16 protein-coding genes are annotated in these 23,719 nt (G+C 54.5%); 15 read left to right on the forward strand and 1 reads right to left on the reverse strand.

Annotation, left to right across the window (positions count from 1 at the left end; all coding sequences use genetic code 11):
- The first annotated feature begins 5 nt into the window (after positions 1–5).
- The 3 genes from rhaI (at position 6) to M5M_RS16350 (ending at position 6,456) form a co-directional block, all read left to right on the forward strand.
- Positions 6–1,301 carry an L-rhamnose catabolism isomerase gene (gene rhaI / locus M5M_RS16340; protein ID WP_015048611.1) on the forward strand — a complete coding sequence of 432 codons (1,296 nt, stop codon included), beginning with the start codon at positions 6–8 and terminating at the stop codon, positions 1,299–1,301.
- Between the two features lie 381 nt (positions 1,302–1,682).
- On the forward strand, positions 1,683–2,618 hold the full coding sequence (locus M5M_RS16345; RefSeq protein ID WP_015048612.1) for a glycoside hydrolase family 43 protein: 936 nt from the start codon (positions 1,683–1,685) through the stop codon (positions 2,616–2,618).
- Between the two features lie 130 nt (positions 2,619–2,748).
- Entirely contained in the window at positions 2,749–6,456 is a 3,708-nt protein-coding gene (locus M5M_RS16350) for an Ig-like domain-containing protein (RefSeq protein ID WP_015048613.1), read from the forward strand.
- Between the two features lie 44 nt (positions 6,457–6,500).
- Here the strand turns inward: M5M_RS16350 and M5M_RS16355 are convergent, their stop codons facing one another.
- The gene (locus M5M_RS16355; RefSeq protein ID WP_015048614.1) at positions 6,501–7,328 is read right to left on the reverse strand and encodes an AraC family transcriptional regulator; all 828 of its coding nucleotides are present in this window, start codon (positions 7,326–7,328) and stop codon (positions 6,501–6,503) included.
- A gap of 112 nt (positions 7,329–7,440) precedes the next feature.
- Between M5M_RS16355 and M5M_RS16360 the strand changes: the two genes are divergently transcribed.
- The 12 genes from M5M_RS16360 to M5M_RS16415 all read left to right on the forward strand — a co-directional run bounded on the left by M5M_RS16360 (position 7,441) and on the right by M5M_RS16415 (position 23,676).
- Positions 7,441–8,319 carry a phytanoyl-CoA dioxygenase family protein gene (locus M5M_RS16360; RefSeq protein WP_016389794.1) on the forward strand — a complete coding sequence of 293 codons (879 nt, stop codon included), beginning with the start codon at positions 7,441–7,443 and terminating at the stop codon, positions 8,317–8,319.
- An 85-nt stretch (positions 8,320–8,404) separates the two neighbouring features.
- Positions 8,405–9,211: a DeoR/GlpR family DNA-binding transcription regulator gene (locus M5M_RS16365; protein ID WP_015048616.1), complete on the forward strand. Its 807-nt coding sequence runs from the start codon at positions 8,405–8,407 to the stop codon at positions 9,209–9,211.
- A gap of 222 nt (positions 9,212–9,433) precedes the next feature.
- A complete protein-coding gene (locus M5M_RS16370) occupies positions 9,434–10,147 on the forward strand; it encodes a SapC family protein (protein ID WP_015048617.1) in 714 nt (237 codons plus the stop codon).
- Positions 10,140–11,129 (forward strand): cupin-like domain-containing protein, encoded by a 990-nt coding sequence (locus M5M_RS16375; protein ID WP_016389796.1) that lies wholly within the window; start codon positions 10,140–10,142, stop codon positions 11,127–11,129. The genes M5M_RS16370 and M5M_RS16375 overlap by 8 nt, the downstream gene beginning before the upstream one ends.
- 10 nt (positions 11,130–11,139) lie before the next feature.
- Positions 11,140–12,825, forward strand: a complete 1,686-nt coding sequence (locus tag M5M_RS16380) for a CRTAC1 family protein (protein WP_015048619.1) — start codon at positions 11,140–11,142, stop codon at positions 12,823–12,825.
- Positions 12,826–12,866: 41 nt separating this feature from the next.
- Positions 12,867–14,858: a vanadium-dependent haloperoxidase gene (locus M5M_RS16385; RefSeq protein ID WP_015048620.1), complete on the forward strand. Its 1,992-nt coding sequence runs from the start codon at positions 12,867–12,869 to the stop codon at positions 14,856–14,858.
- A gap of 78 nt (positions 14,859–14,936) precedes the next feature.
- Complete coding sequence (locus M5M_RS16390; protein WP_015048621.1) at positions 14,937–16,337, forward strand: sulfatase family protein; 1,401 nt, start codon at positions 14,937–14,939, stop codon at positions 16,335–16,337.
- On the forward strand, positions 16,338–17,249 hold the full coding sequence (locus M5M_RS16395; protein ID WP_015048622.1) for a nucleoside hydrolase: 912 nt from the start codon (positions 16,338–16,340) through the stop codon (positions 17,247–17,249).
- Positions 17,250–17,277: 28 nt separating this feature from the next.
- The gene (locus tag M5M_RS16400) at positions 17,278–18,045 is read left to right on the forward strand and encodes a (Fe-S)-binding protein (RefSeq protein WP_015048623.1); all 768 of its coding nucleotides are present in this window, start codon (positions 17,278–17,280) and stop codon (positions 18,043–18,045) included.
- Entirely contained in the window at positions 18,045–19,457 is a 1,413-nt protein-coding gene (locus tag M5M_RS16405; RefSeq protein ID WP_015048624.1) for a LutB/LldF family L-lactate oxidation iron-sulfur protein, read from the forward strand. Before M5M_RS16400 ends, M5M_RS16405 begins: the two co-directional genes overlap by 1 nt.
- A complete protein-coding gene (locus tag M5M_RS16410) occupies positions 19,454–20,092 on the forward strand; it encodes a LutC/YkgG family protein (protein WP_015048625.1) in 639 nt (212 codons plus the stop codon). Before M5M_RS16405 ends, M5M_RS16410 begins: the two co-directional genes overlap by 4 nt.
- Positions 20,093–20,322: 230 nt before the next feature.
- Positions 20,323–23,676 (forward strand): VPS10 domain-containing protein, encoded by a 3,354-nt coding sequence (locus M5M_RS16415; protein WP_015048626.1) that lies wholly within the window; start codon positions 20,323–20,325, stop codon positions 23,674–23,676.
- Positions 23,677–23,719 lie beyond the last annotated feature (43 nt).

A 23,719-nucleotide genomic window follows, 5' to 3' on the forward strand; every position in this document is an offset into this window, starting at 1 on the left:
GCGTCATGACAGAATTACGAATCGATGCCAATCTGGTTGCAGAAACCAACGCGCAACAGGCCGAATACCTTGCGCAAGATTACGACATGTTGGCGGGCCAGTTGGCGCGCCGCAACATTGATATTAATGCCATTACCGAGCGGGCAATGGCATTTGAAGTGGCTGTGCCGTCGTGGGGTACCGGTACCGGGGGAACCCGATTTGCGCGGTTTCCCGGCTTGGCCGAGCCCCGCAATATTTTTGAGAAACTGCAGGACTGCGCTGTCATCAACCAATTGACGCGTTGTACTCGCGAAGTGTCGCCCCATTTTCCCTGGGATAGAGTGGATGATTTTTCTGAACTGCGTCAGTACGCAGACAATCTGGGCTTGGGCTTTACTTGTGTCAATTCCAACACCTTTCAGGATCAGCCGGGGCAGCAACACTCCTACAAGTATGGCAGCCTGACAAATACCTCGCAGGCGGCCCGTGAGCAGGCCATTGCCCACAACATCGAATGTATTCAATGGGGGCAGACGCTGGGCGCTAAAGCGCTGACGGTGTGGGTAGGCGATGGTTCAAACCACCCTGGTCAGCAGCATTTTCAGCACGCGTTAGAGCGCTACCTGGACTCCATGCGCAAGATCTATGCGGCCTTGCCGGATGACTGGCAGGTGTTTATCGAACACAAAATGTTTGAACCAGCGTTTTATTCCACCGTGATTCAGGACTGGGGCACCAACGTACTCTGTGCAATGGAGCTGGGTGACAAGGCCAAATCGTTGGTGGACCTGGGCCATCACGCTCCGAACGTGAATATTGAAATGATTGTGTCGCGCCTGATTCAGTTCAAGAAGTTGGCCGGCTTCCATTTCAATGACAGTAAATACGGTGATGATGATCTCGACAGTGGCTCACTGCACCCATACCAGCAATTTCTGATTTTCAATGAGCTGGTGGATGCCGAGTATCGTAAGCAGGAAGGCTTCGCTCCCTGCTATATGCTGGACCAGTCACACAATGTCACTGATCCGATCGAAAGTCTGATGAATTCCGCCGAAGAAGTTCAGCGTTCCTATGTGAAAGCGTTGCTCGTTGATCGCGAAGCACTTTATGCCGCGCAGGCCGACAACGATGCGCTGCAGGCTTCCCGTTTGTTGAAGGCGGCGTTCAATACCGATGTGGGCCCGATTCTGGCGATGGCACGCAGTCGCCAGAACGGTGCCATTGATCCGGTTCAAACCTACCGGGCCGCCAATTACCGCGCGGCCATTGCAGCCGATCGCCCCTCCAGTGGCGTGAGTGGCTCCGGCATCGTTTAAACATTTTAGTTTTCTCGCTTGGCATGATGCTCTGTCATTGCACCTTATAAGCCCCAGTCTCTGGGGCTTTTTTTATGTCCATGGATGGACTGTATGCCGAAAGGAGCCAGGGAAGGCGATTCGGCGTGCTGCAGGTCGCTGCCGAGCGAGTTTAAGCATGTGGCTGCGGTGGTCCGACACTTCGGCGAATGCCGAAAGGAGCCAGGGCACCAATTTGCTCCTGCAATTGGTGCACTCCCGCCATCCCTGCGGTGGCCCGACACATCGGCGGATTGCGCGGTTCGACGCTTCGATTCGGCGGGCGGAAGTTCACCGCCGAGCGAGTTTATGCGAATGGCCATAGACCAACACAGCAAAACCCCACACAAGCGAGGAAATTTCATGAAACACCATATCGCTTTATGCATTCTCTGTCTGTCAGGTCTGTGTTTCGCCGAAACGGCGCACGAATTATTGCCCGAATACCTGGCTGACCCTTTCATCCTGACCACCGATGATGGTTACTACTTGTACGCAACCGGCTATGTCGATGAAGATAAGGCGATTCCTGTATACCGTTCGGATGATATGGTGAACTGGCAGTTTGTGCGTGCAGCTGTTGCGGTCAACCCGGACCCAAGCGCCTGGAACCACAAGAACTTCTGGGCCCCGGAGGTTTTTGCCTGGGACGGAAAATATTATCTGTATTACACCGCATCGCCAGGCACCACACCGCGTAACGAGGGTAATCGGATCGGGCTGGCTGTCGCCGATCATCCGGCTGGTCCGTTTGTTGATCAAGGGCCGGTGGTGTTGCACGGTAGTCTTGATGCGACCGTGGTTCACGATGAGCAGGGCCAGGCATATATGGCCTATGCATTGGAACTCAACAACGGAACAGGCCTGGGTGAGGGCGTGATCGTCATTGACAGGATGCTCTCCCCCAGCAGGTTGGTTGGCAAGCCCCGATTGCTGTTCAACGCCCATGGTTGGCAGGAAGCGCCGAACTTTATCCATCGGAGCGGTCGCTATTTCATGCTTTATTCCGAAGGGCCCTGGCGCGAGCCGGCCTATGCCACACGCCTGGCGGTATCGGCGACACTGGCGGGACCGTTTGCTGAAATAAAGGCCTATAGCCCAGCGCTTACCACCCTTCCCGGGATGCAGGGGCCGGGGCATGGGCATTATTTCAAAGATCGCAAGGGCCAGGAGTTTTTTGTTTACCACGCTTGGGATGCGCGCATGAAACGCCGTTCACCGCGGCTGGCCCGGCTGCAGTGGGAGGGGGCTGGTCTGGTACTTACGCCGGTGGCCAGCCCGGCAGCGCTATTGCAGTGATGGATCTGGCTTGCTTTATTGACTTGTAATGATTGATTGTGATCTATAATATGGTTTAGTAGTCAAAAATAACCATAAATGATCTTTGGGCCGGTGCTCGCCGCGCCCCTTCAACTACGAGCAATTGAATATGAAGCGACTTCTCATTGCGGCAATTCTGCTGCTGCCTTGGTTTGCCCAAGCGCAATGGACCTCTATCAACCCCGGCGCCGGTGGCCAGGTGCAGGACGTGGTAGCGGACCCGAATATCAACGAACGCCTTATCCTTGCCTCCGATATGGAGGGCATTTACGAATCGCTCAACAATGGTGAAAGCTGGAAGCCCAAGGGCGAGCTGCACCAGAACCGCGTGTACGCGGTGGCGATTCCAAAACAATCCGGCAACCAGAAGATGTATGTGGGCACGCTGTTTGGTTTGGAGGTGTCCAACGATAGTGGCAACACCTTCACCTTGATTGATGCCACCAAGAAAAAATCCATCGGCGCAATCGCCATTCATCCCACCAACAAAAACATTGTGCTGGCCGCGGTGGGTTGGAAGGATGACTATGATGACGCCGGTGGCGGCAACCGTTTTTACAGCCTGTTTGGCATGTCCAAGGGCGGCAAGGTTACCGTGTTCAAATCCACCGACGGCGGTGTGAACTGGACCGAAAAAACCACCGCCAACACCTATGGCGATCGCAACGTGTTTGCCATTAAATTCAATCCGAAAAATGGCAGTGAGGCTTTTTTAGCCTCCGACGCGGGCATCTTCCGCTCCACCAATACCGGTGACAGCTGGTCGCGCTTGTCCGCGCCCAACGGCACCAATGGCCGAGCCAAGGGTGTGGACATCAGCCCCGACGGCAAAGTGGTGTACGCGGTGTACCTCACCGACGCGGCGGTGAACAACGGCCGCGACCAGGGCGAAGATCTTGAAGCGGCGGTGTTCGCCTCGCGCATCTCGTCTATCAACTGGAAAAATGTCACCGGCTCGCTGCCCAATTACAGCTTCTGGCAACCTGAGGTAGACCCATTCTCCACCGGCCATGTGCACAAGGTGATTGTGTCCATGGATCAGGAGCGCAAGGGCTTGTACCAGGCTACGGTGACCTGGAACGACACCTACAGCAGTGCCACGCCTGCGAGCACCAACTGGGCGCAAATCTGGACCGAAAATGATGTGGTAGACGGTTGGGATGTGGGTAAACCTAATGCGCGTTTTGCTCACTACACGCCCAAGGGCAACGGTTGGGCGCGCGCCATCTGGACCACGCAAAATCAGACCATCTACCGCGGTGACCTGAACGGTTCCAGTTATAACTGGCACAACCGTTACAGCTATACCACGAATCAGTTTTTTGCCGATTACTGGGGTATTCCTGTAGCCACTTACGGCACCCGTGGCACCGAGAGCACCTACACATGGGATATCGACGCCCACGCCAACTATGTGATCCAGGGTATGGGTGACAATGGCCCGGTGGAGAGCTGGGATGGCGGCGAAACCTGGAGCAACGTGTGGATGCGCCAGAACGGTTTCCTGTCTGATGTGCAGGCGGTGGAAATTGCCGATGCCTGGGGCAAGAAAGTGGTGATTGCGCAAATGGCTGCGGGCTTTGGCGGTCACGCCGGCACCGGCAATTTGTACGTTAAACACCTGGATAATTACTCCCCCAATGACGAGTGGGAATTCTACGCCGGTGGCAGTGAATACCGTGGCGGCCTGCCCAATGGCCTGATCAGTGACATCGCCGAATCTCCGGCCGCGCCCGGAACGATTTTTGTTTTCTCCCGTGGCAACGGCCTGTACATGCAGGATTTTGGTTGGGCCTATAACGACAAGCACCTGCTTGGCGACCAACCCTGGTTCAGTAAAATCAGCAACGGCATTGCCGACCAGATTTCATCCGTTAAAAAAATCGCGCCGCACCCCACCAACCCGAACATCGTTTATGTGAGTTCGGTGAGTGGCAGCACTGGCGTGTTCAAAGGCGTCAACAATGGCGGCAACTGGACCTGGAGCAAAATCTACAATGGCGGCGGCTGGGATGCCGAGGTGTACGCCTGGGACAATGCCGGCCAGACGGTGCTGTTTTATTCAGGCAAAAGCTATGAAGACGGCGATGGCGAAAACTTTGTGGGCGCCATTTCGCTGGATGAAGGCAACACCTGGAAAACCGTGCTGAAGAGCCACAACACCCGCGCAGTGGTGTCGCACAGCTGGTACAACAAAGTTACCTCCGGCCCCAATGCCTACGGATTCAAATTCCAGAACAAAGGCGGTTTGGTAGGTTACGACAACAAGGTGATCATGGCGCACTATGATCACACCTTGCAAAAAACCTACGCTGTATTGGAGGGCACTATATCTGGCTCCAATACCTCTAACGCCAGCGTCAGCTGGTCAGACATCACCGGCAACCTCCCCTTTGGCGGTTTGACCACTGCGCGCGTGGTGGCCAATGGCAACGACAAATACCTGTACGTGTCTACCGCCGGTGCCGGCGCCTGGCGTAAAACCCTGGGCGGCAGCTCGGTAGTTACCCCGTCCAGTGTGTCCATCGGCAATTGTCCTGCTGGTGATCTCACCGTGGGCGATACCGCGAGCCTTAGTGCCAGTGTGCAGCCCGCCAACGCCACCAACAAGGCGGTGAGCTGGAGCAGTTCCAACAGCAACGTGGCCACGGTTAGCAGTAGTGGTGCGGTGAGTGCTGTGGCGGCCGGTTCGGCGACTATTACCGTGACCACCCAAAGCGGCAATAAAACCGATACCTGTGGCATCACCGTGGTGGCGCCACCTGCAAGTGGTGCGGCGTCTATTACCGTGCGTGCGCGCATGGCGCTGGGCAGCAGCGATTCGCTGCAGCTACGGGTAGACAATCAGGTGGTGCACACCTGGACCATCAGCGGTTCGTCTTACGCCAACTACACCACCAGCAAAGTGTTGAACGGTAATGTGAAGTTGTACTTCCCCGACAACGGCACCGACATGGAAATTGACTATCTGAAAGTCAATGACACCACTTATCAGGCGGAAGCACAGGCCATCAACACCTCGGCCTGGATGAACGGTTCCTGTGGCGGCGGTGGATACACCTCCATCATGCACTGCCCCGGGCATATTGATTTCGGCACCATCAATGCCGGCAGCAATCCGGGCAATGTGTCGGTAACCGGTGTGCAGATCAACAACTGTAACAACCCGTCGATTTCGGTGGGCGGCAGCGTGGATCTGAATGAAACGGTATCGCCAACCAATGCCACCAATAAAACTGTGAGCTGGAGCAGTGCCAATACCGGTGTGGCCACAGTGAACAGCAGCGGCGTGGTGAGTGGCCAAAGCGCGGGCAATGCCACGATTACCGTGACCTCGCAGGACGGTGGTTTTACCGCCAGCTGTTCGGTGGCAGTGACCAACAACCAGCCGCCGCAAACGGGCTATCGCTACCTGATGCTGTACGGTTACGGCACCGTATTGAATGACACCACTATCCAACAGATCCATTGGATGGTGAACGGTTATTCGTATCCCGATCCCAAACTGACCTGGAACACCAAATCACAGGTGACTTCGAGCACCAATGGTACTAACGATTACGCCGCCTACGACGTGACCAATGTGGGTTGGGTGATCGGACGTAACTTTCCCGCGTGGATTAAAATTGATCTGGGAGCCGGCAACGAAATTGCTCCGGATGCCATCATGATCAAACCCAATGCCGATGACCGGGGTTTCTCATCTTTTGAAGCCTTTGGTTCCAACGACAACAGCAATTGGACTTCGCTGCATTCGCGCAGCGGATTGACCAGCGCGGATTATTCGGGATTGACGACTTTCGAATTTTCTAACTGATGTTCAAAGCCCGGCACCGCCGGGCTTTTTTTGCTTTCAACGGTTTATTTGCGGCGGTACTGCAGCGGCGTACAGTGAAACTTTTGTTTGAACTTTCTGTGGAATAGGGGCAGCGACGGGAATCCGTTTTGTTGGGCAATCCGGGCCACGGGGAGTTCGGTTGAGAGCAATGTATCCGCGGCTCGCAGTAAGCGGTATTCCATCAGGTAATTGGAAAACGAGCGGTTCATAGTACGTTGAAAAAAACGTGAAAACTGCTGCTCTGAAAAGCCTGTAACTTGTGCCAGCTGTCCAAGCCGGATCGGGCTGGCGTAGTTTTCCTGCACAAATGCCAGCGCCCGGTTCAGGCGGCTGTGGCTGTCTTGCGCCCGGTCGTAAAGGTAGTTGCCCTCCGTTAGTGGCTGCCAGGTGTGACGGCTGAGCTCATCCAATAACGCCACCAGGCCGACAAACCGGTTCAGCCCATTGCGGGTGAGTAACTGACGCATTTGCGCGCCTATCCGCACGCTTTCATCGCCCGCATACACAAGCCCTCTGCAGGCCTGTTCCAGCAGCCGGTGAATGGCAACAAATTCGCCACCCGCAGGTATCAGCTCCACGGGCCATTGCAGCACATAAGCGTGGGCGCTGCCTGCACACTTGCCGTAGCTTTTCCACATATGTGGCAGGTTTGGACCCAGCAGTGCCAGGTCGCCCGCACTGAACGGTGCCAGGTGATCTCCCACGTGGCGCATACCTTCGCCACGCCTGATGAAGGTTAATTCGAATTGGGGGTGGAAGTGCCAGGGCGCGGGAAAGGCATCGGCGATCAGGTTAACGCCATTTACCGAACTTTCTGGTGAGGTGGCTATGCGTTCGAGCTGAGCGCGCAAAAGTAAACTTTCCTGTGCTGAAAAAGTGGATTTAGTCTTGTTTTAATGTCTATTAATACACTTTACCAAGGTTGCGCGCTAGTCTGGCCGGAAATAAAAAGAGGGTTACAGAATGCAGGATTTATCACGGGTTCATGAGGCGATAACGTCGCGTATGCGTCATTTGCTGCAGGATTGTGATTGGGACGCCTACCGTCTGAGCGAGGAGCAGGTAGAGCATTTTCACGATCAGGGCTATGTGGCTGGGATTCCTCTCGTGGATGACGACTACATAGCGGCGCTGCGCGAAGAGCTTGCGGCCGTAGTGGATCCGGCACACCCCGGACACCATCTGTTCCATGAATTTCACAGCAACGAATCAAGCAATACCGACAGTGTGCTGTTTCACTCTCTGGGCCATTGGCGTATCGTTCCGCACTTTCATGACCTGTTGTGGAACCCGCGCTTTCTGGTGCCGGCCAGCCAGCTGTTGGGCGGTAAGGGTGTGCGCTTTTGGCATGATCAGCTATTTTGTAAGCCCGCCCAGCATGGCGGTGTGGTGGCCTGGCATCAGGATTACAGCTACTGGACCCGCACCCAACCGATGCAGCATTTAACCTGCTGGATGGGCCTGGATGATGCAGACCGGGACAATGGCTGTTTACACTATATTCCCGGTAGCCACCGGTGGGGGCTGTTGGATAAACCCGAATTGGCCGGTGATATGGATGGCCTGGCGCAATACCTGAGTGCCGGGCAGCAACGCCAGTTTGAAGCGCAAAAGGCCATTGAGCTCAAGCGCGGCCACGGCAGTTTTCATCACCCCTTGATGGTGCATGGTTCCTATGAAAACCGCTCTGATCGGGCTCGGCGCGCCTGTGTACTCAACGTGTTTGCCGATGGCACTCAGGCCGCGAGTCACGAGCCCCTGCTGCCGGGTGTGCCGCCGTTGGTTCCGGGCGCCCCGCTGGATGGCCAGTTTTTCCCATTGCTGTACCCGGGGTGCGATTAAAGTGTGCTTTAATCATCAAAACCCTTTAATGATGGTTAATGAGCGGTTATGATTGACTGATTGTCAATCTCTAGGGAATGGAACCATGCTCGAACGTCAGCGCCATCAGTTGTTGCTGGAAATTCTGGATGAGCAGCAGTTCGCCAGTGTTGCCGATTTAACCACCCAGCTGAACTCTTCGGAAGCCACTATCCGCCGTGACCTGATCAAGTTGCATCGGGAGGGCAGGCTGGAAAAGATCCGCGGAGGCGCTCAACGACTGAAGAATGCCGCCGTTGCTTCAGGTAAAACCCATATCACCGGCTCCGCTTTTCTGGTCAATAAAGACAAGGCCGCGGCCGCCAAGCGCGCCATTGCCCGCCATGCGGTTAGCATGTGTGAAGAAAACGAACTCATTATTGTGAATGGTGGTTCGTCCACCTACATGATGGGCGAGTTCCTGGTTCAGCGGGATGTTGGTGTGCTCACCAATTCCTATTATCTGGCTCAGTACCTGTGCGATAACGGCCAGAATCAGGTGACCGTGCCAAGCGGTGAAATCTACCGCAAGCAGGGCATTATTCTCAGTCCGTTCGAGAATGACTCTATCCAGAATTATCGCAGTAAGCTCATGTTTACCGGTACGGCCGGGATCGGAGAGTTTGGTGTGATGGAGACCGATTCATTGTTGGTGCGCGCGGAACAGAAGTTGCGTAAGCAAGCAGAGAAACTGGTAGTTCTGGCAGACAGTAGTAAGTTGGGGCACAAGAGCAACTTCATTCTCTACCCCATCCATGAAGTGGATGTGCTGATTACTGACGAAATGGCTGATCCTGCGATCGTTGAAAAAATTCAGAGCCACGGTGTTGAAGTGATACTGGTCGCAATCGAACCTTTGGAAGCCGCCGTCTGACCCCTTGCGCAGGCACTTGCCTGCGCATGCCTCCCCGCCTGGTCGCCACGCCGATCACCTAATACTATCGGATTATATTGATCAACTACGCGCGAGAATGTGCGTAATTTTAGTCAAATCTATTCAGTGCTTGACCGAATGTGATTGAAAGTGGTAGTTTTAATCCCCACAATAATCACAAAAATCGTCGGAGCTAAGGCTGCCGGCGCGAGGGCAGTACCCATGTCGAAATCCGTATTACTCAATAATCAGGACCACCAAAACCTCAGATACCAACCGCGCTTTGGTGCCCGGTATGGTCACCAAGTGGGGCGGATGGTGGTATTCCCTAATGAAATCCAGAGTTTGCATGTGCAGTACCCGCTGCTCTTTGCCCATGGCGAGCAAGGGTTGCAGCTGGTTGCGCTGTTCGGCTTTGCGCCGGACGAAAACCTGTTCCTCAATGGCTCTCAGTGGCAGGCCCATGTAGCACCGCTGCTGGCCAGTCGTGGACCTTTCATGATTGGTTTTCAGGGCAATGATCAGGGACAGCCTTCAGCGGTGGTCCATGTAGATCTGGCGGATGATCGCCTGAGTGAAACCGAGGGCGTACCGCTGTTTCTGGAGCAGGGTGGGGCTGGTCCGCAGTTGCAACGTATTCAGGGCGTGCTAAAGGCTATCGATGAGGGCCTGAAGCAGACTGCTGGCCTGGTTGAACTATTGCAAGCTCATGAGTTGCTGGAACCCATGTCGCTGGATGTCGCGATCGGCGAGACCAGCTATCAGCTGGAAGGTTATTTGGGTATTTCAGCACGGGGGCTTGCAGGTTTAAGTGACGAAGTGATCGGGCAGCTCAATCGCAGCGGGGCCTTGCAGATTGCACATCTGCTGCACGGATCGCTGGCCAATGTGTCGCGCTTAGCGGATCTGAAGCAGCGGGCGCTACAGAATGACTAGGTCCGTCGTTGAGCGGACGGGCATCAGGCTGGATGCGATCCCGGATATTCTCCCTAGTGATCAGACACCGGTGGTATTTCGCGGTGCCGCCAGCCATTGGCCGCTGGTGGGTGAGCAGTCGCCGGATCGCTTCATCACCAAACTCCGGGCTTATGATGCAGGGCGGCCATTTGTCTGCTATCGCGCGCAGGCCGGGTCGGACGGACGCTACGGTTACACCCCAGATGTCAAAAGTCTGAATTTTGAAAAGCAGTCTATGCCTTTTGACACCTTTGCGCAGGCGCTGATGGCGTTTCTCAAGGGTGACAGTGATCAGAGTGTGTTTGCACCGTCTGTCCATCTGGAGACGTTTTTTCCATTGCTACGCAGCGCCATCGATGCCTTGCATCAACTACCATCGGCGCTAGTGCAGGCCTGGCTGGGCGGGCGATCGTTGATACCTACTCATTTTGACTCGCAGCAGAATCTTGCCTGCTGCGTGGTTGGCCGGCGCAGGTTTACATTATTTCCGCCCGACCAGATTGAAAACCTTTATATCGGACCATTGGATTTAACCCCAGCGGGGCAGCCCATAAGTCTGGCTGACAGTGTGGAGGCTTACCCCACGTTGGACCAAGCACTTGCCTGCGCCTGGGTGGCTGAGCTGGAGCCTGGCGATGTGCTGTATTTGCCCGCGATGTGGTGGCACCAGGTAGAGGGATTGGCTGATATCAATCTGATGATCAACTACTGGTGGCGCAGTTTGCCAAGCCATCATGGCGATGCAATGCATGCTTTGTTTCACGCGATGCTTTCCGTACGAGATTTACCGACACCGGAAAAAAAGGCCTGGATTGGACTATTTGATCATTATGTTTTCGGCAATACAGGTGATGGCCGGTTCGACCACATTCCTGCCAATGCAAAAGGCCGATTGGGTGAGATTGATGAAAATAGGGCGCGACAGATGCGCGCACAATTGCTGCAGGCGTTAAACAGATAAGGGGCGCATAATGAATAAGTTTTTGTCAACGGTTGCGTCTGTCGTGTTATTAGTCGCCTGTGGCGGTGGTGGTGGAGACTCTGCGCCGGCACCTTCTGCTGTGGCACCCGCTCCAACACCGACACCTACGGCAACACCAACACCAACCTCTACCCCCACGCCCAGCTGGCAATTTACGGATGTTACCGACGCCAGTGGCCTGATTCACCGCTGGGGTGTGCGCGGTATTGTGCGCGCGGAGGAAGCCACCACGGCAGAGTATTCTGCGGGTGGTTTTGCCGTGGGTGATTATGATGGCGACGGTTGGATCGATGTGTTCATCGATGCGGGAGATCGGGAACCATCTAAGCTGTTTCGCAATCTGGGTGGTAACAAATTCCAGAACGTGGCAGCTACGGCCGGAGTCCAAATTCACCAACACAGGGGCAGTGGCCCTATGTTTGCGGATGTTAATGGTGACGGCTGGCTGGATCTTTTCGTTGGTGGACTTGAGGGTGACGCTAACTACCTTTTTCTCAACAATGGCGATGGCACCTTTGACGACTATTCCGACCAGTCGGGTCTGAACGTGCAGGCGTCAAACACTATATCTGCTGCCTTTGGTGACTATAACAAGGATGGATTTCTGGACCTCGTGCTGGCGCACTGGGGAAATCCACGTACAACGGATACTGAAACCCTGTTTCAGGGAAGCGGTACGGGCTACTTCGAAAATGTCAGTATCGCTTCGGGGATTGCTGAAGCATTGATTCCGGAAAATCAACCGGGCATTGAAGGGGATTCCGATTACGGATTTACCCCCACGTTTGCCGACCTCAATAATGATGGCTGGTCGGATCTGACCATGGTTGCTGACTTTTCTGCCAGCCGCTATTTCCTTTCTGACGGTTTAGGTCGTTTTAGTGACGCGACTGATAACCAGCTAACGGATCAGTTTGGGATGGGTAGTGCTTTAGGCGATTTTGACAATGACGGAGATCTGGACTGGTTTGTTACCAGCATTTACCAAATCAACGATTTCGCGGTAACCAATATTGGCAATCGATTGTATAAAAATAATGCGGGCAGATTTAGTGATGTCACATTTGTTGCCAGAGTTGAACAAGGTGGCTGGGGCTGGGGTGCCTGTTTTGCCGACGTAAACAATGATGGATACCTCGATATTTTTCATACCAATGGCTATCGAGAGACCGGCGGCACCGATCCGGAAAAAAATGATTACCGGATAGATGAGAACAAAATGTTCATCTCGGAAAAAAATGGCCGATTCAAGGAGTCCGCTGAAGAGTTGAAATTGAACGACGCCGGGCAAGGTCGTGGGGTGGCTTGCTTTGATGCTGATCAGGATGGCGACATCGATATTCTGGTGTCAAAAAATGATTTGGAGGGCAATGGCCTACAGCTATTCCGCAACGATGGCCATGAGCAATCTACCCATTATTTACGAATACGGCTGAAGGGTGCTGGAGCGAATACGGAAGCAGCGGGCGCAAGGGTTTATGTCAGCACGGACAGTCAGACCCAGATGCGGGAAGTAATGATTGGTTCAAATTTCGTCAGCCAGAATCCTGCGGAGTTACATTTTGGCCTAGCAGATGCATCGGAAGTCGATGAGGTCAGGGTTCGTTGGTTGGATGGAACCGAAACTGTGTTGAGCGATATAGCTGCAAATCAGCTCATCGTCATTTCCCAATAGGTCATTTCAGGTAACTGGCTGAAAATTAAGAAGATAATAATATGAAGTACTTTAAACACTACGCTGCCGGCGTCCCAACCATAGCTATGGGTATTTTGTTGGCCGCCTGTGGTGGTTCATCAAGTCCTGCGCCGGCACCTACGCCCATGCCCACGCAGGCGCCTGCGTTGGACACCAAATCCCCATCCGTGGCGCGTCAGTGGAATGAGGTTTTGCTGGAGGGAATCCGCAATGACTTTGCAAGGCCGACTGTGCACGCGCGCAACCTGTTTCACATCTCGGCGGCAATGTACGATGCTTGGGCCGCGCTCAGTGAAACGGGTGCAACGCCTTTTTTATTGGGAAACACCGTTGGTAGCTACCAGTGTGAATTTTCCGGTCACTCCATCGAAAAATCCCAGTCCAATCAGGAAATTGCGATTGCTCATGCGGCCTATCGTTTGATCGAGCATCGTTTTTTCCGATCGCCGGGTGTCGATCACATCATGGCAGAGGCTGATGAATTAATGGTGGTGTTGGGACTGGATAAAAACAACATTGATTCAGACTACGTGAATAATGGCGCTGTTTCGTTGGGTAACCATATCGCAGATTGTTACATATTCTATGGATTGCAAGATGGCGCAAACGAGCAGTTTAACTACGCCAATCAGGCATATGAGTATCGTAACGGCATTATTGAGCCACAACAGCCCGGCAACCCCAATGCGCTGGCCAACGCTGACTACAATAGCTGGCAGCCCATCGTGCTGGAGGAATACATCGACCAGGCCGGGAACCTGATCAGTGGTACGCCACCGTTTTTGTCGCCGGAGTGGGGCCATGTGGCGCCATTTTCGCTCGATCCGTCTTCGGCACAAAGCTATTGGCGCGACGGCTTTGAGTACAAGGTGTACTTCGACCCAGGTACTCCTCCATTGTTGGGTACCGATTCGCGTGAATTCTACCAGTGGAATTTTTCATTGGTGGCCAAGTGGTCGTCACATCTGGATCCTGCTGATCGCGTAATGGTCGATGTCTCGCCCAAATCGCTGGGAAATAACCCCGCGTTACCGGCTGAAGATTCGGTGGATGCCTATGAAGCGTTTTATCAAACACTTGCCGGTGGCGATGCCAGCCAGGGCTACGATATCAACCCTGCAACCGGTGAGCCCTATCAGACGCAAATGGTGCCGCGGGCGGATTACGCCCGCGTACTGGCAGAATTCTGGGCTGATGGCCCGGATTCGGAAACACCGCCGGGGCATTGGTTTGTATTGATGAATGATGTATTCGACCATCCGGCGTTTGAGCACCGTTGGCGCGGCGAAGGTGATTTGCTAGGTCGGTTGGAGTGGGATGTGAAATCCTATTTTGCTCTGGGTGGCGCCATGCATGACGCGGCTATTGCCGCCTGGGGCATCAAGGGCTGGTATGACTATGTACGTCCGGTTTCCGCAATCCGGTTGATGGCTGACTTGGGACAAAGCACCGACCCAATGGCGCCGAATTACCACGCAGATGGTATTCCACTTGAGCCGGGCTTTATCGAACTGGTGCAAGCCGGGGATTCACTTGCCGGCGCCGCAGATGAGCATGTCGGTAAGATAAAGATCAAAGCCTGGCGTGGTCCCGATTACATTGAGGATGTCACGTCCGATTACGCAGGCGTGGATTGGATTCTTGCTGAAAACTGGTGGCCCTATCAGCGCCCCACCTTTGTGAGTCCACCATTCGCAGGCTATATATCGGGTCATTCCACCTATTCGCGTGCGGCAGCCGAACTCATGACGCTGTTAACCGGTGATGCTTATTTTCCTGGTGGTATGAGCGATTACCGCGCACAACAGAATGATTTTCTCGTGTTTGAACAAGGCCCGAGCCAGGACGTGATTTTGCAATGGGCCACATATCGCGATGCGTCGGATCAGTGCAGTCTGTCGCGGATCTGGGGCGGTATTCACCCACCGGTGGATGACATTCCTGGCCGCAAAATCGGCGAGCAAATCGGACCGCAGGCGTTCACCAAAGCTGAAAGCTATTTCGGTATTTGATGGTTCAATATGTGCGGCGCCGTTAACGGGGTTCTCGGTGCTGTTTTTTCATAAATCATGGGTCAGGGGATCGGACTGATGAAGCGTATTTACCCATTGTGCATTTTGGTGCTGGCGTCAGTGATGGGGTGCAGTGAGCCGGTGCAAAGTAGCGCACAGGCAGATAAAAAACCCAATATTATTTTCATTCTGACAGACGATCAGCGTTGGGATGCGGCTGGTTATACCGGTAATCCCATCATTAAAACGCCCAATATTGATGCGCTAGCCAGCCAGGGTACTCGTTTTTCCAATGCTTTTGTGACCACGTCGATTTGTGCGGCCAGCCGTGCATCGATCATGACTGGCACCTATGAACGTCGCCATGGTTTCACGTTTAACGAGCCGCCTCTGGCCAAAAAGTTTATCGATAATTCCTATCCTAAGCTGTTGAAAGATGCAGGCTATACGGTGGGGTTTGTGGGTAAGTTCGGCATGCAGTTTGAGGGTGATGCCGATAAAAAACTATTCGATTATTACCAGCGTCCCGGGGATTTTAACGAGGCAGGCCGTTATTATCAGCTTAATCTCAAAACTCATCAGCACGAACACACCACCGAAAGAATCGGTAGTCACAGTATCGAATTTATCCGCCAGGCAGCACGTGAAGGTAAGCCATTTAACCTATCGGTCAGCTTCCATGCGCCCCATGCGGACGATCATGACCCCAATCAATATGTGTATCCGCGCGACCTGGAATCTCTTTACCAGGATGTGGAAATTCCGCTTTCGCCGTTGGCAAAGGATGAATATTTCGACGCGCAGCCGCAGTGGGTGAAGGATTCTATCAGCAAGAAACGCTGGGCCTGGCGTTTTGATACACCGGAAAAATACCAGAAGATGGTAAAGGGCTACTACCGCATGATCACCGGTCTCGATCGCGAGATTGGCAAAATTCGTGCAGAGTTGGATGCGCAAGGTGTGGCAGACAACACCATTATTATGTTTATGGGTGACAATGGCTATTTCCTGAGCGAGCGACAGCTGGCCGGTAAGTGGTTGTTGTATGAAGACAGTATCCGCGTTCCGTTTTTTGTTTATGACCCGCGAGCGCCCCATGCAGCCGGTGGTAAAACAATGGATCAACTGGTGCTGAATATTGATGTGGCACCCACCATCCTGAAGTTTGCCGGCCTCGATGCACCTGCGGTGATGCAGGGGGCCGCGTTGCAGTCCCTGATCGCAGGTGAACAGATTGATTGGCGCACGCAGTTTCTGGGGGAACACCTGATGCGCACCGACTGGATTCCCACAACGGAAGGCGTGCGGACACTGGACCGAAAGTTTATCCGCTATCCGCAGCATCCCGGTTATGCCGAACTCTATGATCTGAAAAATGATCCTCTCGAGACCCGAAACCTCGCGCTGGATCCTGCCTTCAGCACTGAGGTCGAAAAAATGAATGCGCTGACGGACCAATTGATTGCTGAGGCAAGGTAAATGACACGAAATGATCTACTGAAATTAACAATCGGCTTGTCCGTTGGTTGTCTGGCCGAGCTGGCGTTGGCAAAACCGGTTGTTATCGTTGATGCAGATACTGCCAATGAAGTGGATGATCTGTTCGCTGTGGCGCGCGCTGCAGTAGCGAGCGAGTGGAATTTGGCATCGGTGACTGCCGCACAATGGCAAGCCAGTCACTGGTCTGTTCCGAAATCCATGGAGGAAAGCCATCGGCTGAACCAGATGATTCTTGCGCATTTGGGGCAATCCACTCCCACCTATCGGGGCGGGCCTGATCGCTTGTACGATTGGGGTGATCAGGCTCAGCATTCCGCAGCGGCGTACGAAATCATCCGCCAGGCCAAGGCCATGCCAAGTGGTCAGAAACTCAAAGTATTGGCACTGGGTGCGCTTACCAATGTGGCATCGGCCTTATTGATTGAGCCCGCTATCGGCGACAAGGTCGCGGTGTATTGGTTGGGGTCACAATATGATTTCTCCTCCGGTACACATGCTATTGATGATTTTAATTGCATGATGGATATGCAGGCCCTGTTTAAGATTTTTAACTCAACGGTTGAGTTACATGTATTACCACTGAACGTGGCGTCGGCATTGGTGATGGACTTCAACACGGTAAGGCAAAAGCTGGCAGGCAAGCACCCGTTGGCGGATTTTCTGTTACAGCGTTGGCAGCAGCATATCGATCCGTTGAAGCGCGAACGTGTGGTTTGGGATCTGGCGCTGGTGAGTGCAGTGATGCGGCCTGATTGGGCCGAAGAAACTGTTATTACCACGCCCGCATTGTTGGGTGGCCGGCAGATCAAGATGTATCAGAGTATTAATGCCAGGGCGATAGAAGCCGATTTCTATTCTGCGCTTTCAGCATATTTCAAGCGGCAGTCTTAGCCGCCGTTATAAAGGATGAGTCACATTCATGCATGATAGTGTTAAGGTCTATCCAGCCAAACCCAGCCGGGTGTATTTGTATGTTACCTGTCTGGTGGACAGCTTTTCACCCGATACCGGTTTTGACGCTATCGCGTTGCTGGAGCGCGAAGGCGTTGCCGTAGACGTGGTACAAGGCCAGACCTGCTGCGGTCAGCCGGCCTATAATTCCGGCTACCGGGCAGAGGCGCGAAAGGTCGCCGAGGCACAGATGGCGCTGTTTCCCGAACCCTGGCCGATTGTCATTCTATCCGGGTCCTGTGGTGGCATGATGCGAAAACACTATGCCGAACTGATGCCGGAAAACGTAGATGTGCCGGCATTTTCACAGCGGGTGTATGAATTCAGCGAATTCTTATTGCACGTTCTGAATGTCAGATTACAGGATCAGGGCGAAGCCACCGAGATCACGTTACACACTTCCTGCGCCGGTCGCCGGGAAATGGGTATCCACGAAGCCGGGCTGGCACTGTTGGCCCAATTGTCCCGGGTTACACCTATAGCCCATGATTATCAGTCGGAGTGTTGTGGCTTTGGAGGCACCTTTGCCGTTAAGCATGCGGATATTTCACGCGCCATGGCAGAGGATAAAACCCTTCACATCGCTGCCACCGGCGTACAGGAATTTGTCAGTACCGACTGGGGTTGCATGCTCAATCTGAATACCACATTCGAATACCAGAAAGCGTCATTGCGCGGCCGGCATCTGGCCAGTTTTCTTGCAGAGCGCACCGGACTGAAGCGGAGTTCAGACTGATGCAACAGCAGCCCCAATTATTCAAAGACGCGAGCCAGCACGCGCTGGCAGACGCGACTCTGCGCACGAATTTCCGCGGCGCGATGGATTTTCTCCGCAATAAGCGTGAGCGGGTACTGGACGACGCAGAATTTTCTTCGCTGTCTGCACAATGCGAGGCCATCAAGCAGCGTTGCCTGAGTCAACTGCCGGCGTTACTTGAGCAGCTGGAGACCCGCTGTCAGGCCAACGGTATTCAGGTGCATTGGGCCGAAACGCCGGCACAGGCCAATGAAATCATTGCCGCGATCGCCGACGGGTGTAATGCCACCTCCGCAGTCAAAGGCAAATCCATGGTCACAGAAGAAATCGGCCTGAACGATTATTTGGGGGCGCGGGGTGTGGAGTGCCTGGAATCGGACATGGGCGAATTTATTGTACAGATGGCGCACGAACCGCCGTCGCACATCATCATGCCCGCTATCCATAAAAGTGCCGCGCAAATAGCCCGCCTGTTTCACGAGCAGCTGGAGGGCGTTGACTACACGGAAGACGTGGACACGCTCATTGGTATTGGCCGTTCGGTATTGCGCGGTAAATTCCGGCACGCCCATGTCGGCATATCCGGTGTTAACTTTGCCGTGGCCGAAACCGGCACGTTGTGTCTGGTGGAAAACGAGGGCAATGGTCGTATGTGTACCACTGTGCCGCCGGTGCATATTGCTGTAACCGGCATCGAAAAGGTTGTGCAGTGGTTGCAGGATGTGCCGCCTTTGTTGTCCTTGCTTACCCGCTCGGCGACCGGTCAGCCCATCACTACCTATTTCAATATGATTTCCGGCCCGCGCAGGCCCGGTGAAAAAGACGGGCCTGAACAGGTGCACCTGGTATTGCTGGATAACGGCCGCTCCAACGCTTTCGCCGATGAGCAATTGCGTAAAACCTTGCAATGCATTCGTTGCGGGGCCTGCATGAATCATTGTCCAGTGTATACCCGCATTGGCGGTCATGCCTACGGCACTACCTACCCGGGTCCCATCGGCAAAATCATCAGCCCGCATTTGTTGGGATTGGATGCCACGCGGGATCTGCCCACGGCATCATCGCTTTGCGGTGCCTGCGAAGAAGTGTGTCCGGTGCGCATTCCTATCCCGCAATTGTTGCAACGGCTGCGAGCGGAATACCGAAGCGATGAGGAAGGTGTAATGAGCGGTGCCGGTGGTGGGCGCAGTATACTGGAAGCCGGTGTGTGGGCCGGCTGGGCCTGGGCCTGTGAGCACCCGGGTGTTTACCGGTTGCTGACCTGGATTGCAGGGCGTATGCGGTCACTGGTGCCGTGGTTGCCGTCAGCCTGGAAAAACGGCCGGACGATGCCGGTACCGGCGGCGCGGTCTTTTCATCATCGTTATCAGCAACGGAAGTCCCGCCCATGAATGCGCGTGAAAATATTCTGGGGCGTCTGCGCGCAGCGCAAACCCAAACTCCCATGGCAGAAGCCGCAGAGCCGTCGTCAGCCATTGTTTCCGATCCGGATGTGATGCGGTTTGTGGCGGCGCTCGAGGCCAATCATGCTGTGGTTGTTTCTGTAACCCGTGAGCAATTGCCCGGCGCCATCGCGGAGCAGGTCCGCGCGCTGAATCTTTCGCAGTTGGTTGTCAGTGAGGCTCACCATGCCTGGCTGGATCAATTACCCGCGAGTTGCAAACCCGTGTTCTGGCAGGCGTTGGGCGACACGCCGGTGGATGCGCTGTTTGATCAGCCGGCAGCCCTGACGGGTTGCTATGCGGGCATTTGTGCTACGGGCAGTTTGGTGTTGCGGCCGGATGCGCATGAGCCGCGCAGTCTGTCATTGGTGCCACCCGTGCATCTCGCGGTCATTGAGCGCAAAAACCTGGTAGCAGGTCTTGACCAGCTGTTGGCCCGACCGGGGCTACGCGAAGAGATGCCCACCAATCTTGTTCTGGTATCCGGTCCGTCAAAGACCGCCGATATTCAGCAAACACTCGCCTATGGCGCCCATGGGCCGCACACCCTCGTGGTGTTTTTAGTACAAGACAGGCCAGCCTGAGTCTGCTCTGCCTCACGTTATCCCCTGAATGACGCGGCCAATGTCCGGATTGTGACATTGGCCGTCGGACTGTTGTTGACTGAAAAAGACTATAAATGTAACTTTAGTGATTGAAGATGCGTTTTTAGTAAAACAAAAAATCAAAAACGATCATCAACACTAGCTGGACTTCGTGGGCGGCGCTGTTTTCGCGCGCCATACATTACAACGATAAAAAGTGAACAGACACCATGAAAATGAAATTACTCGCCGCCAGCATCAGCCTGGCCTGTGCTCAGTCCGCCTTGGCAACACCCAATTGGGAATCACTCAATCCCGGAGCCGGCGGCCAGATTCAGGATGTGGTTGCCGACCCCAATACCGCCAACGTGGTATACCTCGCGTCCGATATGGAAGGCGTGTACAAGAGTCTGGATAACGGCATGAGCTGGAAGCCCACCGGACAGTTGGTGCAAAACCGGGTGTACGCTGTGGCTGTGGCACCCGGCGATGCCAATACCGTCTATGCGGGTAGCCTGTATGGCTTGCACATTTCGGAGGATGGTGGCGACAACTACCGGTTTGTGGAAGCGACCCGCAACCGGTCTATTGGCGCCATCGCTTTTAAACCCAGCGATAAGAATACTGTGTTGGCAGGTCCGGGCTGGCGCGATGATGACGATTTTATTGATCATTTCGGCGAGCAGGCCAATGGCACTGGCACCATTTTTCGCTCTACCGATGGTGGTGACAGCTGGACTGAAATCGTGTTCGACAGCGATACCGGCAGCGATCGCAATGTTTACACCATCAGCTTTAATCCCGCTAATGATACCGAGATTTATCTCGGCACCAACAAAGGGGTTTATCGCTCTGCAGACAGCGGGGCCAGCTGGAGCAAAGTCGCTGCACCTAATGCCACCCATACCCGCAGTAAAGGTGTGGCTGTGAGCCCCGATGGCAGTAAGCTGTACGGTGTGTTTGCAGGCAACGGTAATGACTGGACTTTATATGCAACGGCTGCCGTCGGTATTGACTGGCAGCCACTGATGAATGGTCTCGATGCCGATAAACGTTATTGGTACCCGGAAGTGGATCCGCGTTCTTCGGGCAATGAGCACAAAGTACTTTTAGGCACGTTGGGTGATCGCGCCGGTTTGTTTGAGGCGCAAATCTCCTGGAACGGCGATCAGGTTGAGAGCTACAGCTGGGCGCGGATTTTTCACGAAGCCGATGGCAGTTTTGATATTGGCTGGGATCACGCCAGTCCGGCCAATGCACGTTTTGCGCACTACACACCGGACAGTGGTGGCTGGACGCGCGGGGTCTGGTCGACTACCAACCAGGCGATGTTTTTTGCAGACTACAGTGCCGGCAACAACAGTTACCAGTGGAGCAACCGCTACTCAGAGCCCAATAACGCCATTCAGGTCAGTTGGTGGGGTAAGCTCTTCCCCACCTATTCGGGGCGGGGTACTGAGAGCACTTACACCTACGATGTCGCTGTTCACGGCGATTACGTCATCCAGGGGCAGGGCGATAATGGCCTGGTAGAAAGCTGGGATGGCGGCGTGTCCTGGTCCAACATGCAGCACCGGCGCGCCGATGGCAATTTGTCCGACGTGCAAGCGGTGGCTATCGCCGATGCCTGGGGTGTACCTACGGTCGTGGCGCAAGCCACGGGTGGTTATGGCGGTGCGGCAGTAAACGGTCGTTTGTGGGCAAAAAAACTTGTGCACCACAGTCCGCTGGATGAATGGGTTGAAATCGGTGGCGGGGTCAATGCCAAAGCCGGTTTGCCAGACGGGGTGTTCCGCGACGTGGCGGTTAGCCCGATGAACCCTGCCAAGGTATTTGCCTTTTCCACCAATCATGGTCTCTATGTCATCGACGACATAGGTCGGGCTCTGGCATACGAAGCTGAAGGGAAGTCCATCTCCGCCAAGCGTATCTATCGGACAACCGACAATACCTCGGCACGCATCGCGCGCACCATTGCACCGCATCCCACCGATGAAAAAGTGGTGTTCTTCAGTTCCACCAGCGGCGCTCAAGGCGTCTGGCGGGGTGAAGAGCAGCAGGACGGTAGTTGGGATTTTGAGCGGGTCCTCGACACCCGGGGCTGGGATGCCGAAGTGCATGCCTGGGAATATGACGGCCAGGTGTATTTGCTGAACTTTGCCAGTGGCGGTAGCGGGTTCGAAAACGACAATCACTGGCACCTATTATTGTCCAAAGATGAGGGCCAGACCTGGGAAAAAGTGTTCAGCCCCTCCGATGCTCAGGCCCTTCGACCCACGTCACTGGTAAAGTGGTGGGATGATGTCAATCAGCAATTTACCTTCAGCGCTAAAGGTGGCGCTACCGGTTTTGCCAATAAACTGATGTTGAGTTATTACGATCACCGCCAGCAGGTGGGTTACGGAGTTTTTGAAGGTACGCTGGACGAAAATGGCAGTATCGCCTGGGCAGACATCACCGGCGACCTGCATTTTTCAGGCATGACGAACACCCGCTATGTGATGGAAAACGGTGGGGTGAATCTGTATGCGGCGACACCGGGTGCGGGTTTGTGGCGGACTAATGTGACCTCGGTAGATCTGCCCGCGGCTGCGGGAGCTGCGCCCGCGGCGCCTGATGGTCTGTCGGCCATCCTGGATGCGAGCCGCAATGAAATTCAATTGACCTGGCAGGACAATACCGATGTTGAAACCGGCTTCCGGATCGAGCGCTCGACGGGAGGCGCCTTTGTGACGGTGGGGCAGGTGGGGCGAGACACGGAGGCTTTCATCGATTTTGATCTGGCAGCCAATACCGAATATCGTTATCGGATCGTAGCGTTCAATGCCTTGGGCGTGTCGGACACATCCAATGAGGTCACGCAATCTTCCGGGAATGCAGTCGACCCCATTCCCGAATGCAACCCGGACAATCTGTTGATCAACGGCGATTTCTCGTCTGGTGTGATTTCACCCTGGAATTTTTATGTCAACACCGGCGCAGGTGCCGACGCCAGTCATTCCATTGGCAGTTTCAATGGTTACTCCTCTGGTCAGGTACTGGATATTGACCTGGTTGCCAGCGCCTCGGCAAATGACGTGCAACTGCAGAATAGCTTCGGATTACTTGAGGCGGGTGTCACCTATGAATTGAGCTTTACTGCCAGCGCTGATGCGGCCCGGAGTTTTGAGGTGAAAATTCATCAGGCGCAAGCACCCTGGCAAAATGTGAAAGAGGGGGACGTAATTCAGGTAGATGCTGCGCCGGTCACCTATACCATCGAGTACACGCCAGCCAGCAGCTTGGGTGCACTATCATTGGGCTTCTTTCTTGGGAACGATCTGACTAGTGTGCAAATCGACGAGGTAAGTTTGAAACAGGCCTGTGAAACGCCAACACCGACACCAGCACCAGCACCAACGCCAACACCAACGCCAACGCCAACACCGGCTCCGACCCCGGCGCCCACGCCAACCTCTGGTGCGGGCTCGTCTTCCGGTGGGGGTGGTTGCGCGGTGGGCTCGGGCTCTCCCATTGATCCAACACTGTGGGGGCTGCTGGTGCTCGCGACTTTACGCCGTTTCTTCCGCGCGACGTTAAAATAGCGCTGTCGATGACTGGGAATAAACGCTGGCGTTTTAACTGTGC

Source organism: Simiduia agarivorans SA1 = DSM 21679 (assembly GCF_000305785.2).
GTDB classification, from domain to species: domain Bacteria; phylum Pseudomonadota; class Gammaproteobacteria; order Pseudomonadales; family Cellvibrionaceae; genus Simiduia; species Simiduia agarivorans.

Coding starts and splice junctions, on each gene's coding strand:
- rhaI (WP_015048611.1), top strand. CDS start 6: ATGACAGAATTACGAATCGATGCCAATCTGGTTGCAGAAACCAACGCG.
- M5M_RS16345 (WP_015048612.1), top strand. CDS start 1,683: ATGAAACACCATATCGCTTTATGCATTCTCTGTCTGTCAGGTCTGTGT.
- M5M_RS16350 (WP_015048613.1), top strand. CDS start 2,749: ATGAAGCGACTTCTCATTGCGGCAATTCTGCTGCTGCCTTGGTTTGCC.
- M5M_RS16360 (WP_016389794.1), top strand. CDS start 7,441: ATGCAGGATTTATCACGGGTTCATGAGGCGATAACGTCGCGTATGCGT.
- M5M_RS16365 (WP_015048616.1), top strand. CDS start 8,405: ATGCTCGAACGTCAGCGCCATCAGTTGTTGCTGGAAATTCTGGATGAG.
- M5M_RS16370 (WP_015048617.1), top strand. CDS start 9,434: ATGTCGAAATCCGTATTACTCAATAATCAGGACCACCAAAACCTCAGA.
- M5M_RS16375 (WP_016389796.1), top strand. CDS start 10,140: ATGACTAGGTCCGTCGTTGAGCGGACGGGCATCAGGCTGGATGCGATC.
- M5M_RS16380 (WP_015048619.1), top strand. CDS start 11,140: ATGAATAAGTTTTTGTCAACGGTTGCGTCTGTCGTGTTATTAGTCGCC.
- M5M_RS16385 (WP_015048620.1), top strand. CDS start 12,867: ATGAAGTACTTTAAACACTACGCTGCCGGCGTCCCAACCATAGCTATG.
- M5M_RS16390 (WP_015048621.1), top strand. CDS start 14,937: ATGAAGCGTATTTACCCATTGTGCATTTTGGTGCTGGCGTCAGTGATG.
- M5M_RS16395 (WP_015048622.1), top strand. CDS start 16,338: ATGACACGAAATGATCTACTGAAATTAACAATCGGCTTGTCCGTTGGT.
- M5M_RS16400 (WP_015048623.1), top strand. CDS start 17,278: ATGCATGATAGTGTTAAGGTCTATCCAGCCAAACCCAGCCGGGTGTAT.
- M5M_RS16405 (WP_015048624.1), top strand. CDS start 18,045: ATGCAACAGCAGCCCCAATTATTCAAAGACGCGAGCCAGCACGCGCTG.
- M5M_RS16410 (WP_015048625.1), top strand. CDS start 19,454: ATGAATGCGCGTGAAAATATTCTGGGGCGTCTGCGCGCAGCGCAAACC.
- M5M_RS16415 (WP_015048626.1), top strand. CDS start 20,323: ATGAAAATGAAATTACTCGCCGCCAGCATCAGCCTGGCCTGTGCTCAG.